General features: G+C 69.0%; 17 protein-coding genes. 11 read left to right on the top strand and 6 right to left on the bottom strand.

The features are described 5' to 3' along the window. Positions 1–23: 23 nt before the first annotated feature. From AMK58_RS16720 to dcd, 3 genes are all read right to left on the bottom strand, one after another. A complete protein-coding gene (locus AMK58_RS16720; RefSeq protein ID WP_051140403.1) occupies positions 24–1,268 on the bottom strand; it encodes an ABC transporter substrate-binding protein in 1,245 nt (414 codons plus the stop codon). A 5-nt stretch (positions 1,269–1,273) separates the two neighbouring features. Continuing rightward, positions 1,274–2,128 carry a GntR family transcriptional regulator gene (locus tag AMK58_RS16715; protein WP_035676311.1) on the bottom strand — a complete coding sequence of 285 codons (855 nt, stop codon included), beginning with the start codon at positions 2,126–2,128 and terminating at the stop codon, positions 1,274–1,276. Positions 2,129–2,386: 258 nt separating this feature from the next. After that, positions 2,387–2,971, bottom strand: a complete 585-nt coding sequence (gene dcd / locus AMK58_RS16710) for a dCTP deaminase (protein WP_035676313.1) — start codon at positions 2,969–2,971, stop codon at positions 2,387–2,389. 141 nt (positions 2,972–3,112) lie between these two features. Here dcd and AMK58_RS16705 point away from each other — a divergent pair, with 141 nt between their 5' ends. Beyond that, a complete protein-coding gene (locus tag AMK58_RS16705; protein WP_051140404.1) occupies positions 3,113–3,988 on the top strand; it encodes a hypothetical protein in 876 nt (291 codons plus the stop codon). A 13-nt stretch (positions 3,989–4,001) separates the two neighbouring features. Here AMK58_RS16705 and AMK58_RS16700 read toward each other — a convergent pair whose 3' ends face one another. Further along, complete coding sequence (locus AMK58_RS16700; protein WP_035676315.1) at positions 4,002–4,406, bottom strand: four-helix bundle copper-binding protein; 405 nt, start codon at positions 4,404–4,406, stop codon at positions 4,002–4,004. Positions 4,407–4,565: 159 nt separating this feature from the next. Between AMK58_RS16700 and AMK58_RS16695 the strand changes: the two genes are divergently transcribed. Further along, complete coding sequence (locus AMK58_RS16695) at positions 4,566–5,315, top strand: sulfite exporter TauE/SafE family protein (protein WP_035676316.1); 750 nt, start codon at positions 4,566–4,568, stop codon at positions 5,313–5,315. Here AMK58_RS16695 and AMK58_RS16690 read toward each other — a convergent pair. Continuing rightward, positions 5,305–6,345, bottom strand: a complete 1,041-nt coding sequence (locus AMK58_RS16690; RefSeq protein ID WP_059399206.1) for an SDR family oxidoreductase — start codon at positions 6,343–6,345, stop codon at positions 5,305–5,307. The genes AMK58_RS16695 and AMK58_RS16690 overlap by 11 nt on opposite strands. A gap of 189 nt (positions 6,346–6,534) precedes the next feature. On the opposite strand from AMK58_RS16690, the gene AMK58_RS16685 reads away from it, so the two are divergent. The 3 genes from AMK58_RS16685 to AMK58_RS16675 are packed head-to-tail and all read left to right on the top strand — an operon-like array spanning position 6,535 to position 8,380. Further along, positions 6,535–6,771: a sulfurtransferase TusA family protein gene (locus AMK58_RS16685; RefSeq protein WP_035680244.1), complete on the top strand. Its 237-nt coding sequence runs from the start codon at positions 6,535–6,537 to the stop codon at positions 6,769–6,771. A 32-nt stretch (positions 6,772–6,803) separates the two neighbouring features. Next, positions 6,804–8,042, top strand: coding sequence for a DUF2478 domain-containing protein (locus tag AMK58_RS16680; RefSeq protein WP_059399205.1), 1,239 nt, complete (start codon positions 6,804–6,806; stop codon positions 8,040–8,042). Between the two features lie 11 nt (positions 8,043–8,053). Then, positions 8,054–8,380, top strand: coding sequence for a DUF1244 domain-containing protein (locus AMK58_RS16675; RefSeq protein WP_014197334.1), 327 nt, complete (start codon positions 8,054–8,056; stop codon positions 8,378–8,380). A 45-nt stretch (positions 8,381–8,425) separates the two neighbouring features. Here AMK58_RS16675 and AMK58_RS16670 read toward each other — a convergent pair whose 3' ends face one another. Further along, positions 8,426–9,676, bottom strand: a complete 1,251-nt coding sequence (locus AMK58_RS16670; RefSeq protein ID WP_035676333.1) for a molybdopterin molybdotransferase MoeA — start codon at positions 9,674–9,676, stop codon at positions 8,426–8,428. Between the two features lie 401 nt (positions 9,677–10,077). Between AMK58_RS16670 and AMK58_RS16665 the strand changes: the two genes are divergently transcribed. From AMK58_RS16665 to AMK58_RS16640, 6 genes are all read left to right on the top strand, one after another. Beyond that, complete coding sequence (locus AMK58_RS16665) at positions 10,078–10,752, top strand: amino acid ABC transporter permease (protein ID WP_035676335.1); 675 nt, start codon at positions 10,078–10,080, stop codon at positions 10,750–10,752. Positions 10,753–10,766: 14 nt separating this feature from the next. Then, positions 10,767–11,420, top strand: coding sequence for an amino acid ABC transporter permease (locus AMK58_RS16660; protein WP_104675329.1), 654 nt, complete (start codon positions 10,767–10,769; stop codon positions 11,418–11,420). A gap of 36 nt (positions 11,421–11,456) precedes the next feature. Beyond that, complete coding sequence (locus tag AMK58_RS16655) at positions 11,457–12,257, top strand: transporter substrate-binding domain-containing protein (protein WP_035676336.1); 801 nt, start codon at positions 11,457–11,459, stop codon at positions 12,255–12,257. Positions 12,258–12,321: 64 nt separating this feature from the next. After that, a complete protein-coding gene (locus tag AMK58_RS16650) occupies positions 12,322–13,110 on the top strand; it encodes an amino acid ABC transporter ATP-binding protein (RefSeq protein WP_059399204.1) in 789 nt (262 codons plus the stop codon). Between the two features lie 25 nt (positions 13,111–13,135). Then, on the top strand, positions 13,136–14,074 hold the full coding sequence (locus tag AMK58_RS16645) for a 2-hydroxyacid dehydrogenase (protein ID WP_035676338.1): 939 nt from the start codon (positions 13,136–13,138) through the stop codon (positions 14,072–14,074). Between the two features lie 12 nt (positions 14,075–14,086). After that, positions 14,087–15,139, top strand: coding sequence for a LacI family DNA-binding transcriptional regulator (locus AMK58_RS16640; protein WP_035676340.1), 1,053 nt, complete (start codon positions 14,087–14,089; stop codon positions 15,137–15,139). The last annotated feature ends 11 nt before the right edge of the window (positions 15,140–15,150 follow it).

Here is a 15,150-nt window from a genome sequence, read left to right as displayed (position 1 = left end):
AGGTGCGAAGGCGAAGTGACGGATTACGCCGCCGGGTAGTTGGCCTTCGACTCCGCGAAGGTTTCGGGGAAGATCACCTTGATGTCCTCGCCCTGGATCTGCGTGTTGATCGGGGTGGCCCCCTCGTTCTGGCCGTTCACGAACTTCGTCGGGCCGTAGGGCATGATGTGGCCGGCGAAGGTGGAAGCGTTCAGCGCCTCGATGATCGTCTTGCGGTCGGCGGAGCCGGCGCGCTCGATGGCGTCGGCCAGCAGCAGCAGGTTCGAATAGTTCAGCGGGACGTTGTAGGCGAAGGACTTGCCCTGCGCCTCCACGGCCTTGCGCAGCGCCAGCGCCTTCGGATTCTTCGGGTCGTGCCAATGGTTGCAGTCGATGACGTTCTGGGCGGCCTGCGGGAATTCCTTGACGAAGCGCCCGTTCGACGCCGCCCCGCCCAGCACCGCGTAGACGCCCTTCGGCTTGATGCGCTGCTGCTGCATGGTGCGGGCGAGCAGAACGAATTCGCCGTAGTAGTTGGACGGGATGACGAGGTCCGGGTTCAGCGAGCGGATGCGCAGCGCCACGTTGGACATGTCTCGCGCCGGGGTCGGGTGGGCGATGGTTTCCAAAATCTCGAAGCCGCGCTTGGGCAGCTCGGCCTGCAGCAGCTTGGCGAGACCGGAGCCGAACAGGCCGTCCTCATGGACCAGCACGACGGTCTTCGCCGGCTTGCCGGCCAGCTCGTTGATCCTGGTCAGGTTGTCGAGCGCGACCTGGGTGACCTTGCCGAAGCCGGGGCTGAAGCGGAAGGTGTTGGTCAGGCCGCGGGCCATGATCTGATCCGACACGCCGACATCGACGAGATAGGGCAGATCGTAGCGCGCCGCCGCCTGCGAGGCGGCGAGGCAGATCGGGCTGGCGAAGCCGCCGACGATGGCGCACACGCCCTCGGCCTGCATGCGCTCGACCTCCTGCGTGCCGGCCTCCGGCGTGGAGCGGGCGTCGCCGAACACCATTTCGATCTTGGCACCGCCCAGCGACTTGATGCCGCCCGCGGCGTTGATCTCGTTGATCGCCATCTCGGCGCCGACCCGGCCGAGGTCGCCGTCATGGGCGAGCGCGCCGGTCACCGGCTGGAGGATGCCGATCTTCACGGCCGGGGTCTGCGCCCGCAGAATCGACGGGGCGGCCACCGGCACCGTCACAAAGGCCGCTGCCGCCGCGCCCGCCTTGAGCACGGTGCGGCGGGAGATGCCCGAGAGTGCGGAGTCCTGAACCGAACGTCCCATAACGCTCAACTCCTCTGCTTGATGGCCCGCGAGCCGCGGGTGGGCTTTTCGCCCGCTTTGTTCTTGTCGGTTTTGGTGGTGTCGGATGCGCGCGGCCGGCCCAGGGCCGGGCTCCAGCGCCGCTCCCCGTCGTCGCCGATGCGCACCAGATCCATGTGGAAGCTGTAGCGGTCGGGCCGATACAGCGCGTGCAGATGCTCCACCCCGCGGCCGGACGGGTCGTGCACGACGCGGGTCAGGGTCAACAGCGGCGAGCCGATCTCCAGATCGAGCGCCGCCGCCGGCTCCGGCCCGGCCAGCGTGGCGTTGATCGCCTGGGTGGCCCGCTCGGTCTTCACGCCCGACCGCTCGATCAGCTCCAGCAGCGGACGCGCCGCCAGCTCCGCTTCCGAATAGGTCAGGCCGAGCCATTCCGGCACATGGGTGGTCAGGTAGGAGAAGGGCTCCCCGTCGATCAGCCGGACACGCACCGACCGCTGGACCCGCTCGCCCGGCTTCAGCCCCAGGCTTTCGGCGATGGCCTCGGGCGGCGCGACGTAGCCGAAGGAGAGCAGCTTCACGTCGGTGCTGCGCCCCATGTCGATCAGGTGCGACAGCACGTTGGAGAGGTCGGCGACGATGGGGCGGACGCTGCGGGTGTCATGGACGAAGGTGCCGGAGCCGGGCTTGCGCTGCACCAGCCCCTCCTTCTCCAGCAGGTCGAGCGCCCGGCGCACGGTCACCCGCGACACGGCGTGCTCGGCGGCCAGCGCCGGTTCCCCCGGCAGGCGCCCGCCCGGCGGCAGGTCGCCGGCGACGATGCGGTCGCGCAGCAGCAGGTAAATCCGGCGCGCCTTCAGCGGTTCGACCGAAGACTTCACAGTGCCCCGCCTCCCTCTCGCTGGAAACCGGCGTGTGTCTCTGTATAAGACAGGAACCTGTATGATTGATAATACAGCTTTGGTCAACAGCGATGTTGGGGATACGAATGATCCTGGCGCGATCAATCGAGTCCCTGCCGAGTCCCTGCCGAGTCCCTGCGGGCGGGGGTGAGGGGCGAGGGTTGGGCAAGCCGAATGCCCAAAAGAAAAAGGCGCCTCGGAAGGGAGGCGCCTTTTCGTCGTTCTCGTCGTTTGCCGTCAGGGCTGTTCCAGATTGATCCGGCTTGGCAGCGGGTCGAGCTGGTCGCGGTACTTGGCGTCGGGGCGCGCGGCATAGGGCTTGGAGGTCGGCGACATCAGCGTCTCGAAGCTGAGGGCGCAGATGCGCATGCCCGGCCGCAGCGCCAGCGGCAACCGTCCGCAATTGAAGAATTCCAGCGTGATGCGGCCATTCCAGCCCGGATCGATGGTATGCGCGGTGGCGTGCACCATCAGGCCCAGACGGGCGAGGCTGCTGCGGCCGTCCAGGCGGCCGGCGATGTCATTGGGCAGGCCGATGCGCTGCACCGTGATGCCAAGCACCAGTTCGCCCGGATGCAGGAAGAACGGCTCGCCCTCGGAAACCTCGACGCGGTCCATCAGCTTGTCGGGGACCTGGCTGGGATGGCCCTCGGGCGGGGCGAGGTCGACGAAGGCCGCCTTGCCCGGCGGGAAGACCTGAAAAGCGTTCCCGAGCTGGAGGTCAACCGACATGGCCCCGATCTGGCTCTCCGCCGGCAACGGGTCGATCTCGATGCGTCCTTCGGCCAGGTATCGGCGAATATCGACGTCTGACAGCTTCATTCTTTCCGACCCTCCTGGCGAAACCGCAATCAGCGCGGCTCCGGTCGCTTCCCTGGCGCACTCTATAACCGGATCGACGCCTCTCGACAACACAATCACCGGTCCCTTAGATGAGGCCGCTTTGCACAAGGGGTGATGGGAATGGCGGTATCCTCGATCGACGCGGCGGCAACGGATCATGAGGCCGCCCTGCGGCGGCTGTCCGTCATTCTGGGCGATGCCCCGCCCGTGGACAAACGACCGGACGCCCTCGCGCTGTTCCGCACCCGCGTCGCCGACCACGGCGAACGGGTCCGCGCCTTGCGGGACTCCGCGTCGCCGCTGTTCGTCACGAACGGCGACCTCGCCGCCTACGCAGCCAAGGATGGCGCTCTGCCGGAGTTGATCCTGGTCGGCGACAATCCGGGGCGCCGGGAGTATGAGCAGTCCGTCTATCTGTGCGTCCAGGGGCGCGCCGGGGCGATGGCGCACAGCTTCTTCGACGGCATCTTCGGCGCCGCGTCCTTCCGCAGCAAGGTGATGGTGCTGAACAAAAGCTCCTTCCACACGCCGCGAACGGTGGGGCTGTCCGAGGCGATGCGCGGCGATCCGGCGCTCGCCGAGGCCATCCGGCGCGACCAGGAGGAGAACGCCCGCCTGATCGCCGACTCGGTGGCCCTGCTCGGCGTTCCGGTCGTCACCATCGGCATGGAGAGCGGCGGGACGACCTTCCAAAGTTTCCGCAAGACGCTGGAAACCCGCTACCGCGCGCTCGACAACCCGCCGGCGGTGTTCCAGGGGAAGCGCCTCGCCAGCCCCTTCCGCAAGGTGCCGCATTTCTCGCTGTCGAAGATCTTCTGCCGCAACGCCGATCCGGCCTGGAACGCCGCGTTGGATGGCTTCCTGGCCCGCCACGCGGCGGTTCCCGGCTTGCGGACAGAGAACGGCAACGTCTCGTCCAAGCTGCTGCTCGGACTGGGGGACGGCCCGCTGCTGGCCGACTATCTGGACAGGGTGATCCTCGGCAACGGCGGATAATCTTCCACATCCGTCAGTGGCTCAGCGTCTGCAGGGCCTTGCGGCAGGCATCCTCGCAGGTCCGGCAGGCTTCGGCGCAGATGCGGCAATGCTGATGCATGCCGGCGTGCCCCTCGCACTCCTCGGCGCACAGCCGGCAGGCGGTGGCGCAGGCGTCGAGCATGGCTCGGATCACCGCCTCGTTGGAGCCGCTGCGCCGGGTGGCGACGGAGCCGGTCGCCGCGCAGACGTCGGCGCAATCCATGTTCAGGCGGATGCATTGGACAAGCTCGGCCACCTGATCCTCGCCCAGGCAGGCGTCGGCGCAGGTGGTGCAGGTCTGCGCGCAGTCGTAGCATGCTTCGACGCAGCGGATGAGCGCGTCGTTGGTGCTTCCGTGCACATGCGGGTGCGTGCTGATCATTTCGCGGGCGTGCATGGGCAGCCTCCAAAGGACAGGGGTAAGGGGGATGGGCTCGGTGTCCTACCCCGCCAACAGCGCCACGCCGCCATGGTTCGGAAATTCTCCGCCCTTTCCCTGGCCCCGCCCGCCCCGCCCGGTTTACAAGCGACCGGCACGGCTTGAGAGGAAACGCGGGTGTTCAACGAGACGGTCGGTCTGACGGCGCTGATCCTGGGCGTTGCCACGCTGTACGCCGCGGTCGGGCAGGCCGGAGCCTCGGGCTATCTGGCGGTCATGGGCATCGTTGGGCTCGACCCGGCAACGATGAAGCCCACCGCGCTAGCCCTCAACCTCCTGGTGGCGGGCATCGGCACCGTGCGCTTCGCCCGCGCCGGGCTTTTCACGTGGCGGGCCTTCTACCCGTTCGGCGTGCTGGGGATGCCCTTCTCGTTCCTCGGCGGCACGATGCACCTGCCGCCGCATCTCTATTACCCGCTGGTCGGGGCGATCCTCCTGCTGGCGGCGCTGGAGCTGGCGCGTTCTACCTGGGCGACCCGCGGAACACCCGAACGGGCGGACTCCACCACGCCGCCCTTCCTGCCGGCGCTCGCCGCCGGGGCCGCCGTGGGGTTCCTGTCCGGGATGACCGGCACCGGCGGCGGCATCTTCCTGGCGCCGCTGATTTTGCTCATGGGCTGGGTCGAGACGCGCCGCGCCGCCGCCGTCTCGGCCGCCTACAACCTGCTGAACTCGGCGGCGGCGCTGGCCGGGACCTGGACGACCGCCACCACCCTGCCCGCGGCCCTGCCCTGGTGGCTGGCCGCCGCCGGGGTCGGCGGGGCGGTCGGCGCCTGGCTGGGCAGCCGCCATCTGCCGACCGCGGCGCTGCGCTATTTGCTGGCGGTGATCCTCGCTTTGTCCGGCCTCAAGATGCTCACGGCCTGACCCTCAAATCGCGCCACGTCCGCCGCTCCCAAACCTGGGCGGGCAGGCGGCTCATCAGGCCGATGGGCAGCAGGAACAAGGCGACATTGGTCCAGCACAAGACGCGGCGTCCCTCCACCCGGCCTTGCGGCGCCCGCGCCGCCGCTCGCTCCATCCAGCCGCCGCTTGCCTCCCGATAGTCCGGCATGGCCTCCAGAACGCCGCCGGAGGTGTCATGGGCCGGACGGTTGTCGAACATATCGCGGTCCATCCGGTGCGCCAGCATGCGGTCGGCCAGCGCCGGTGCCACCGCATGCGGCAGGGCCGCGGAGCGTCCCGCGGCGCCGACGAACAGCTCGGGCCGGGGACTCTCGGCCAAGCGCAGGATCGCTTCGGCGACCTCCTCCGGCGGGCGCAGCGGCGTCATCGCCTTGACAGCGCGGCCGGTGTAGTTCGCGCCATGCTGCCACAGCGGCGTGTCGATGGGGCCGGGCAGCACGGTGCAGACCTGGATGCCGGGGTCCTCCACCAGCTCCTGCCGCAGCGTTTCGGAGAAGCCACGCACCGCGAACTTGCTGGCGGCGTAGGCGGCGGCGTAGCGCTGCCCGACGATCGAGGCCAGCGAGGCGACGTTGATGACCGTGCCCTCCCCCCGCTCCAGGAAATGCGGCAGCACGGCGCGGCAGCCGTTGGCGGTCCCGAAGAAGTTGGTGCGCATCACCTCCTCGAACACATCCTGCGGAGTCTCCTCGAAGCGCCCGAAGGCGATCACGCCCGCGTTGTTCACCCAGACGTCGATCCCGCCGAACACCTCGATGGCGCGCTCGGCCAACCGGTTCATCTGCTCCTGGTCGCGCACGTCGGTGGGTACGACCATGGCCCGCCCCCCGGCCTCGATGCAGTCCTCCGCGACCTCGTGCAGGGCGGCGTGGCGCCGCGCCGCCAGAACCACCGCGGCGCCGTGGCGCGCGAACTCCAGCGCGGTCGCCCGGCCGATCCCGCTGGACGCCCCGGTAATGACCACCACCTTGTCGAAATGCCGACCGGCCATAAGCGTTGCTCCCGCATTGTTCGTTCGAATCCGTTTCCCTGGCTAACATCCCAGCCCGGCAAAGGTGCCCTGGGCCTCTGGGCCGCCAAACTGTCCGGAACGCCAAATCTATGGGAACGGTGGAGACGGAGGCGCGAACCCGCTACAGTCGCGGCGTCCGGTGCCCATGCAGAAGAAGAGGTTACGTCCGTGTCGGCCAAGGAACTCGACGTGAAGGGGCTGCATTGCCCGCTGCCCATCCTGCGGACGCGCGCCCTGCTGGACAAAATGGCCGAGGGGGAGGAGGTGATCGTCTACGCCACCGACCCGGCGTCGATCATCGACTTCAAGCATTTCTGCAACACGACCGACAACGTGCTGCTGGCGCACGAGACGCGCGGCGAGGTGTTCGTGTACCACATCCGCCGCGGGACCTCCGCCGCGTGACCCTCATCTCCATCCCTGAAGGAGCCCGCCCCATGCCGACCCTGCGCCCCGCGGTTCCGCCCCCGCTGCGTCCCGGCGCGGTGGTCCATGGCCCCGGCTCCACCGCCGTGGACGCGATGATCGACCGGTTCGTGATGGAATTGCAGCGGCGCGGCTTCCGCGTCGGCGGCGTGATCCAGCGAAACACCGGCGCGCCCGGCGACTGCGCCGACCTGATGGAACTGGTCGACGTCGCCACCGGCCAAGCCTACGACATCTCTCAGCATCTGGGCCGCCAGTCGCAGTCCTGCCGCGTCGATCCGCAGGGGGTGGCCGAGGCCAGCCAGGCGCTGCGCCGCGCCATCGCGGAGCGCGCCGACCTGTTGGTGGTCAACAAGTTCGCCGGGCTGGAAGCGCACGGCGAAGGGCTGGCGGACGAACTGCTGGCCGGCATCGCCGAGGGCATCCCGGTGCTGACCAGCGTCGGCAGCCGCTTCCTCAACGAGTGGCAGAGCTTCACCGGCGGCTTCACCGCGCTGATCTCGCCGGACGAGGACGCGCTGTGGCGCTGGTGGGGGGCGCACCGGCTCTACGACGACCTGCTGCACGGGGTGGAGGACGCCGAGGTCCGCGCCATCACCATCGGCGCCAAATGGATCATGGTGGAGACGGACGGCGCCCGGGGACCCGGCATCGGGCTGGCCGCCCGCCCGCAATCGGCGCCGCCGCCCGATCCGGCGCGCTGGGCCGGGGTCGGCCTCGCCGGACTGGCCGCCCACGCCGCGCGCTCCTGGGACCCGCAGGAGGCCGCGGTCGGCATGGCCGCGCTGAACGCCCACTACAACCGCCCCGACCTGACCGGCTCCACGGCCAATGGGCTTGACCTGTTCACCGGGATGGAGGGGCGCGTGGTCGTCTTCGGGGCCTTCCCCCAGATTGCCCGGCGCCTGCCCAACGCCCATGTCGTCGAAATGAACCCCAGCGACGGTGAGTATCCGGAAGCCGCCGGGGAATGGCTGCTGCCGGGCGCGGAGGGCGCGGCGATCACCGCCTCCACCCTGACCAACCGCAGCCTGCCCCGTCTGCTGTCGGTGGCCGAGGGCACCCGCGTCGCCCTGGTCGGGCCGGGGACGCCGCTGACCCCGCGGCTGTTCCGCTACGGCGTCGCCGCGCTGGCCGGCTTCGTGGTGGAGAACCGCGACGCCGTGGCCGAGGCGATCCTGGCCGGCGGCTCGTCCCAGAGCTTCCACCGCCATGGCCGCTTCGTCACGCTGCACAACGAACAGAATTGAGAGGGATTGGAATGGACGAGAAGACCCGCACCGAGCTGGAAGCCGCCGCGTTCCGCGGTCTGGTCGCGCATCTTCAGAAGCGCACCGATGTGCAGAACATCGACCTGATGAATCTGGCCGGCTTCTGCCGCAACTGCCTGTCCAAATGGTACGCCGCCGCCGCCAAGGAGCGGAACGTGCCGCTGACCGACGAAGAGGCCCGCATCGCCGTCTACGGCATGCCCTATTCGGAATGGAAGGCGAAGCACCAGAAGGAAGCTACCCCCGAGCAGCAGAAGACCTTCGAGGACACCAAGCCCCTGCACGCCGAGATCAGCGGCCATATGCCCAAGAAGTAAGGGCTCTCCCCCTCTCCCGTCCCCGGGAGAGGGGTCGTCCGGCGCTCAGGCGAACAGCCCGGTGAAGGGCAGAAACTCCACCATGTCCCCGTTATGGATCACGGTGGCGTCGGCCGGCATGTCGACCAGCCCGTCGGCCTCGACCATCGAGGTCAGGACGCCGGAACTGTCGCTGGGGAACTTGTGGGCGACTGGGCGGCCATCGGGTCCGGTCGCCAGACGGGCGCGCAGGAACTCCCGCCGCCCCGGCTTCTTCCTGAACTCGAAGCCGGCGACGACGAGGCAGCGGGGGGTCGGCGCGCTCTCCGCCCCCGACAGGCGCAGCACCAGCGGGCGGCCCACCAGCATGAAGGTCACCATGGCCGAGACCGGGTTGCCCGGCAGGCCAAGGAACGGCGTGGTGCCGATGCGCCCAAGCGCCAGAGGCTTACCCGGCTTCAGGGCGAGCTTCCACAGGTCGACGGAGCCAAGCTCGCCGACCACCCTCTTCACATGGTCCTCCTCCCCCACCGACGCACCGCCGGAGGTGACGACGAGGTCGGCGGTCGCCGCGGCATCGGCCAGAGCGGCGCGGGTCACGTCCGGCTTGTCGGGCAGGATGCCGAGGTCGCGCACGTCCGCCCCCAGCGCGTCGAGCTGGGCGGCCAGCGTGTAGCGGTTGGCGTCGTAGATCGTGCCCTCCGGCTTGACCGTCCCCGGCTCGCGCAGCTCGTCGCCGGTGGAGAACAGGACGACGCGCAGACGCTTGCGCACCGACAGGCTCGACCGCCCGACCGCGGCGGCCAGACCGACCTCCTGGGCGCGCAGCCGCAGGCCGGGAGTCAGCACGACGGACCCCGCTGTCATGTCCTCACCGGCGTCGCGGATGTTGGCGCCGCGCTTGAGGGTGGCGGGCACCAGCACCGCGCCGTCCTCGGCCCGGCAGTCCTCCTGCATGGCGACGGTGTCCACCCCCACCGGAATCGGCGCGCCCGTGAAGATGCGCACCGCTTCGCCCTGCCCAACCGTACCGGGGAAGACGGAGCCGGCGGGCACACGCCCCACCACGGCCAGCCGCCGGAATTCGCCCACTTCGGCACCGTCCGCCGTGCCGAATCCCCAGCCGTCCATCGCCGAGACGGCGACTGGCGGCACGTTCACCGTCGCCGTCACCGGTTCCGCCAGGATGCGGCCGAGGGCGGCGCGCAACGGCACCTCCTCGGGCTCCGTCACCGTGCCGTAGGTCCGCTGCACGCGGGCCAACGCCTCGTCCAGCGGGATGGGGGCGGCAGGGCCGGGGCCGGCGAAGCAGTCCATGCGACAATCCTTCTCCCTTGGGGCCGCCCTGGAGGGCGGCACCGCGTCATATCACCCCGGATAGTCCGGTGCGCGGTTCTCTTCCACCTTGATCATCGTCAAGACGCGGCGCGGCGCAAGCGTCCGTTCGGGGACGCACCATCGCGGTTTAGTATCATCAGAGGAAATTCGCGGGATGATTGTTGGTTGCACGAATTAATTTTCGCAGCGCTGCGTTTTCCATCTTGCGCGTTTGGATCGATCCAAATAGGCTCCCCTCCAACATCCGGCGCCGGAGGCATCGCCACGGCCCGCCGGACGACGAGAGGCCGACAACGAGAATCCCGCGCAAGGGACCGTTCACCGAACGCGCGCAGCGCCCTGGTCCGGATGCAGCCGGCCCGGATGCGGAGGAAAAGCCCGTGAACTACACCTTCGATTTCAAGGCGGTCATCGAGTCCTGGGACTATCTGCTCCAGGGCGCTTGGCTGACCGTGCAATTGTCGATCGGCGCCATGGTTCTCGGCCTGATCGTCGCGATTCTCTGCGCGCTGGGCAAGACATCCGGGCCGAAGCCGGTCCGCTGGGTGATCAACGCCTACATCGAGGTGGTGCGCAACACGCCCTTCCTGGTGCAGATCTTCCTGATCTTCTTCGGCCTGCCGACCATGGGCGTCCGCCTGTCACCCGACCTCGCGGCGCTGATCGCCATGGTGGTCAATGTCGGCGCCTACGCGACGGAGATCATCCGGGCCGGAATCGAATCGATCCAAAAGGGCCAGATCGAGGCTGGGCTGGCGCTGGGGCTGAAGCCGTTGCAGGTCTTCCGTTACATCGTCATCAAGCCGGCGCTGCGCACCGTCTACCCCGCGTTGACCAGCCAGTTCATCCTGTTGATGCTCAGCTCCAGCGTGGTCTCGGCGATCTCGGCGGACGAGCTGACCTCGGTCGCCAACAACATCCAGTCGCAGACCTTCCGCAGCTTCGAGATCTACATCGTGGTCACCGGCATCTATCTGGCGCTGGCGATGATGTTCTCCGCGCTGTTCGCCGGCATCTACAAGCTGGCCTTCGCCTACGACACCGACCGGCGCTGAGGGAGGGCCGAACCATGATCCGCGCCTTCAGTTACAACGAATTCCTCTTCCTCCTCAGCGCCGTGCAATGGACGCTGGCGCTGTCGGCCATCGCCTTCATCGGGGGCGCCACGGTCGGGCTGGTCATCGCGTTGGCCCGCACGTCGGAGATCAAGGCGGTGCGGCTGGCCGCCACCGGCTACATCCAGCTCTTCCAGGGCACGCCGCTGCTGATGCAGCTCTTCCTGGTGTTCTTCGGCGCCACGGTGATGGGGCTCGACCTCAACCCCTGGGCCGCCGCCGCGCTGGGCCTGACGCTGAACGCCAGCGCCTTCCTCGGCGAGATCTGGCGGGGCTGCATCCAGGCGGTGCCGCGCGGCCAGTGGGAGGCCGCCTCGGCGCTCGGCCTGCGCTATCCCGGGCTGATGCGCTACGTGATCCTGCCGCAGGCGGTGAAGGTCGCGGTGCCGCCGACCGTTGGCTTCCTGGTGCAGCTCATCAAGAGCACGTCGCTGGCCGCCATCATCGGCTTCACCGAGCTGACCCGCGCCGGGCAGATCGTCAACAACGCCACCTTCCAGCCCTTCCTGGTGTTCGGGATCGTGGCGGTGCTCTACTTCCTGATGTGCTGGCCGCTGTCGCTGCTCAGCGCCCGTCTGGAGCGGCGCTACGCCCTCGCTACCCGTTGATATCCCCGTTTTCATAAGAACAGTGAGGAAACCCCAATGACCCTGTCGATCACCCGCCGCCTCGCCGTCGCCGGCGCCATGATGGCCGCCGCCGTCGCCCTGGCTGCTCCGGCCGCCGCCCAGACCGTCGACGAGATCAAGTCGAAGGGCAAGCTGACCATCGGCATGCTGGTGGACTTCCCGCCCTTCGGCATCACCACCGCCGACGGCAAGCCGGACGGCTACGACGCCGACGTCGCCAAGCTGCTGGGCAAGCACATGGGAGTCCCGGTGGAGATCGTCCCGGTCACCGGCCCGAACCGCATCCCCTACCTGCTGACCAACAAGGTCGACCTGCTGGTCGCCTCGCTGGGCATCACCCCGGCCCGCGCCGAGCAGGTGCAGTTCTCCGAGCCCTACGCCGCCATCGAGATCGGTCTGGTCGCTCCGGCCAACACCAAGATCAAGGAGGCCGCGGAGCTGTCGGGCAAGCGCGTCGGCGTCGCCCGCGCCAGCACCCAGGACAACGCCCTGACCGCCGTCGCACCGAAGGACGCGCGCATCATGCGCTTCGACGACGACGCCAGCGCCGTGCAGGCGATGCTGTCCGGTCAGGTGGACGCGCTGGGCCTCAGCAACGTGGTCACCAAGGAAATCAAGAAGCTGGCCCCGCAGGCCAACTACGAGATGAAGTTCGTGCTGAACCGTCAGGTCCAGGGCATCGCCATGCGCAAGGGCCAGGACGCCCTGCTGAAGTGGGTCAACGAGTTCATCGAGACCGCGAAGTCGAACGGCGAACTGAACGAGGTCCACAAGAAGTGGCTGGGCACCGACCTGCCCCCGCTGACCAAGTCGTAACGTCCCACATCCCCTCTCCCCTCCCCCCTGAGGGGAGAGGGTTTGGATAAAGGAGGAGTCCCCCATGGCCTCGGCTTACGATACCACGGACGTCCCCGCGCCGCGGCCGGTCAGCGGCGAGGTCGTCATCCGCATGGCCGGCGTCCAGAAATGGTACGACAGCTTCCATGTGCTGAAGGACATCGAACTGGAGGTCCACAAGGGCGAGCGGATCGTCATCTGCGGCCCCTCGGGCTCCGGCAAGTCCACGCTGATCCGCTGCATCAACCAGCTTGAGAAGCACCAGAAGGGCACGATCACCGTCAACGGCGTCACCATCGACGCCCACCACCGCCACCTCGATCAGGTGCGGCGCGACGTCGGAATGGTGTTCCAGCAGTTCAACCTGTTCCCGCACCTGACCGTGGTCGAGAACTGTATGCTGGCGCCCATGCGGGTGCGCGGCACCTCCAAGCAGGAGGCGCGCGACATCGCCATGAAGTATCTGGCCCGCGTGCGCATCCCGGAGCAGGCGGACAAGTACCCCGGCCAGCTTTCCGGCGGGCAGCAGCAGCGCGTCGCCATCGCGCGGTCGCTGTGCATGAACCCCAAGGTCATGCTGTTCGACGAGCCGACCTCGGCGCTCGACCCCGAGATGGTCAAGGAAGTGCTGGACACCATGATCGGGCTGGCCGAGGACGGCATGACCATGCTGTGCGTCACGCACGAGATGGGCTTCGCCAAGTCGGTCGCCGACCGCGTCATCTTCATGGACCGCGGCGAGATCGTCGAGCAGGCCACCCCCGCCGAGTTCTTCACGAATCCGAGGTCCGAGCGGACCCGCAACTTCCTCGGCCAGATCCTCACCCACTGAGCCCACCCCACGAAGGACGCTTTTGATGAAGCCGGAGATCCTCCTCGTCGAATCCATGATGCCGGACATCGAGGCGGCGCTGGACGCGGGCTACACCGTCCACCGCTTCGCCGGGGCGCCCGACCGCGACCGGCTGGTCGCCGAGGTGGGACCGCGAGTCCGCGCCGTCGTCACCGGCGGCGGCACGGGCGTCAGCAACGCGGTCATGGACGCCTGCACCAACCTGGGGATCGTCGCGATCAACGGCGTCGGCACCGACGCGGTGGACCTGAAGCACGCGGCCGGCCGCGGCGTCCGCGTCACCAACACGCCCGACGTGCTGACCGACGACGTCGCCGATCTCGCCATCGGGCTGATGATCGCCGGGTCGCGCCGCATGATGGTCGGCGACCGCTTCGTGCGCGCCGGGCGCTGGCCGAACGGCGGGCTGCCGCTGGCCCGCAAGGTGACCGGCAAGCGGCTCGGCATCCTGGGGCTGGGCCGCATCGGCATGGCCATCGCCCAGCGCGCCGCCGGCTTCGGCATGGACATCGCCTACACCAACCGCAAGCCGCGCAGCGACGTGCCCTACCGCTTCGTCGCCTCCCCGGTTGATCTGGCGCGGGAGAGCGACATCCTGATCGTCGCCGCCTCGGCCGGGCCGGACGCCCGCAACATGGTCAACCGCGCAGTGATCGAGGCGCTGGGGCCGGACGGGCTGCTGGTCAACGTCGCCCGCGGCGCCGTGGTGGACGAGCCGGAGCTGGTCGCCGCCCTGACCGACGGTCGCCTCGGCGGGGCCGCGCTGGACGTCTTCGCCAACGAGCCGCACGCGCCTGAGGCCCTGTTCGGCCTGGACAATGTGGTGCTGCAGCCGCATCAGGCGAGCGCCACGGTGGAGACGCGGATGGCCATGGGCAATCTGGTGCTGACGAACCTGTCCGCCTTCTTCGCCGGCCAGCCGCTGCCGACCGCCGTCGTCTGAATGGCGGCGTGAATGACCATCCTTGACGAGCGCGGCGGACCGGCCCGCATCACCCTGACGGAGGTGGCACACCACGCCGGGGTGTCGCGGTCCACCGTCTCGCTCGTCCTGCGCGGCAGCCCGCTGGTCGCCGCCGAAACGCGGGAGCGCGTGCAGGCTGCCATCGCGGCGTTGGGCTACGTCTACAACCGCGGCGCCGCGACCCTGCGCGCCGCCCGCACCGACACGGTCGGGCTGCTCGTCTGCGAGATCAACAACTCCTTCTACGGCGAACTGACCGCCGGGGTGGATGACGTCCTGGGTGAGCAGGGGGTCGTCGCCTTCCTCGCCAACACCGCGGAATCGGGGGAGCGGCAGGACCGCTACCTTCAGCGCATGCGCGAGCAGAATGTGGATGGGGTAATCATTTGCCCCGCCGCCGGCACGTCGCCGGCGCTGCTGGACCGGCTGCGCCAGTGGCAGCTTCCCGTCGTCCAGGCGCTGCGCTTCCTCTCCGCCCGCGAAGGCGACTACGCCGGGGTGGATTACGAGTTCGGCATGGAGATGGTGACCGAGCACCTGCTGCGGATCGGCCATCGCCGCATCGCCTTCGTTGGTGGAAACCTGTCCCACTCCGCCTTCGCCGGGCGCCGTGTCGGCTTCGCCGCGGCGCTGCGCCGCCACGGCCTGACCCCGGACCTCGTCGTGCGCTGCCCGGCCACCCGCCGCGGCGGGCTGGACGCGGTGGGGCCGCTGATGGACCTTGCCGACCCGCCCACCGCGATGCTTTGTTACAACGACCTCGTCGCGTTCGGCGTGATGCTGGGGCTGGAGGCCCGCGGTCTGCGGGCGGGACGGGACATCGCCGTGACCGGTTTCGACGACCTGACCGAAGCGGCGATAAGCCGCCCCGCCCTGACCACCGTCGCCACCTCCGCCCGCCAGATCGGGCAGGAGGCCGCCCGCCTGCTGCTGCGCCGCATCGCCGACCCGCAGGGCGCGCCGGAGCGTGTGATCCTGCCCGCCCGGCTGGTCATCCGCGAGTCCTGCGGCGCCCTGAGAGTCCAACCCGACAAGCACCAATAACCGAAGAAAAG

It is taken from the genome of Azospirillum brasilense (assembly GCF_001315015.1).
Classification (GTDB): Bacteria; Pseudomonadota; Alphaproteobacteria; order Azospirillales; family Azospirillaceae; genus Azospirillum; species Azospirillum brasilense.
Note: the sequence above shows the minus strand (reverse complement) of the source record. Positions and strands in the feature narration are given on the sequence as shown.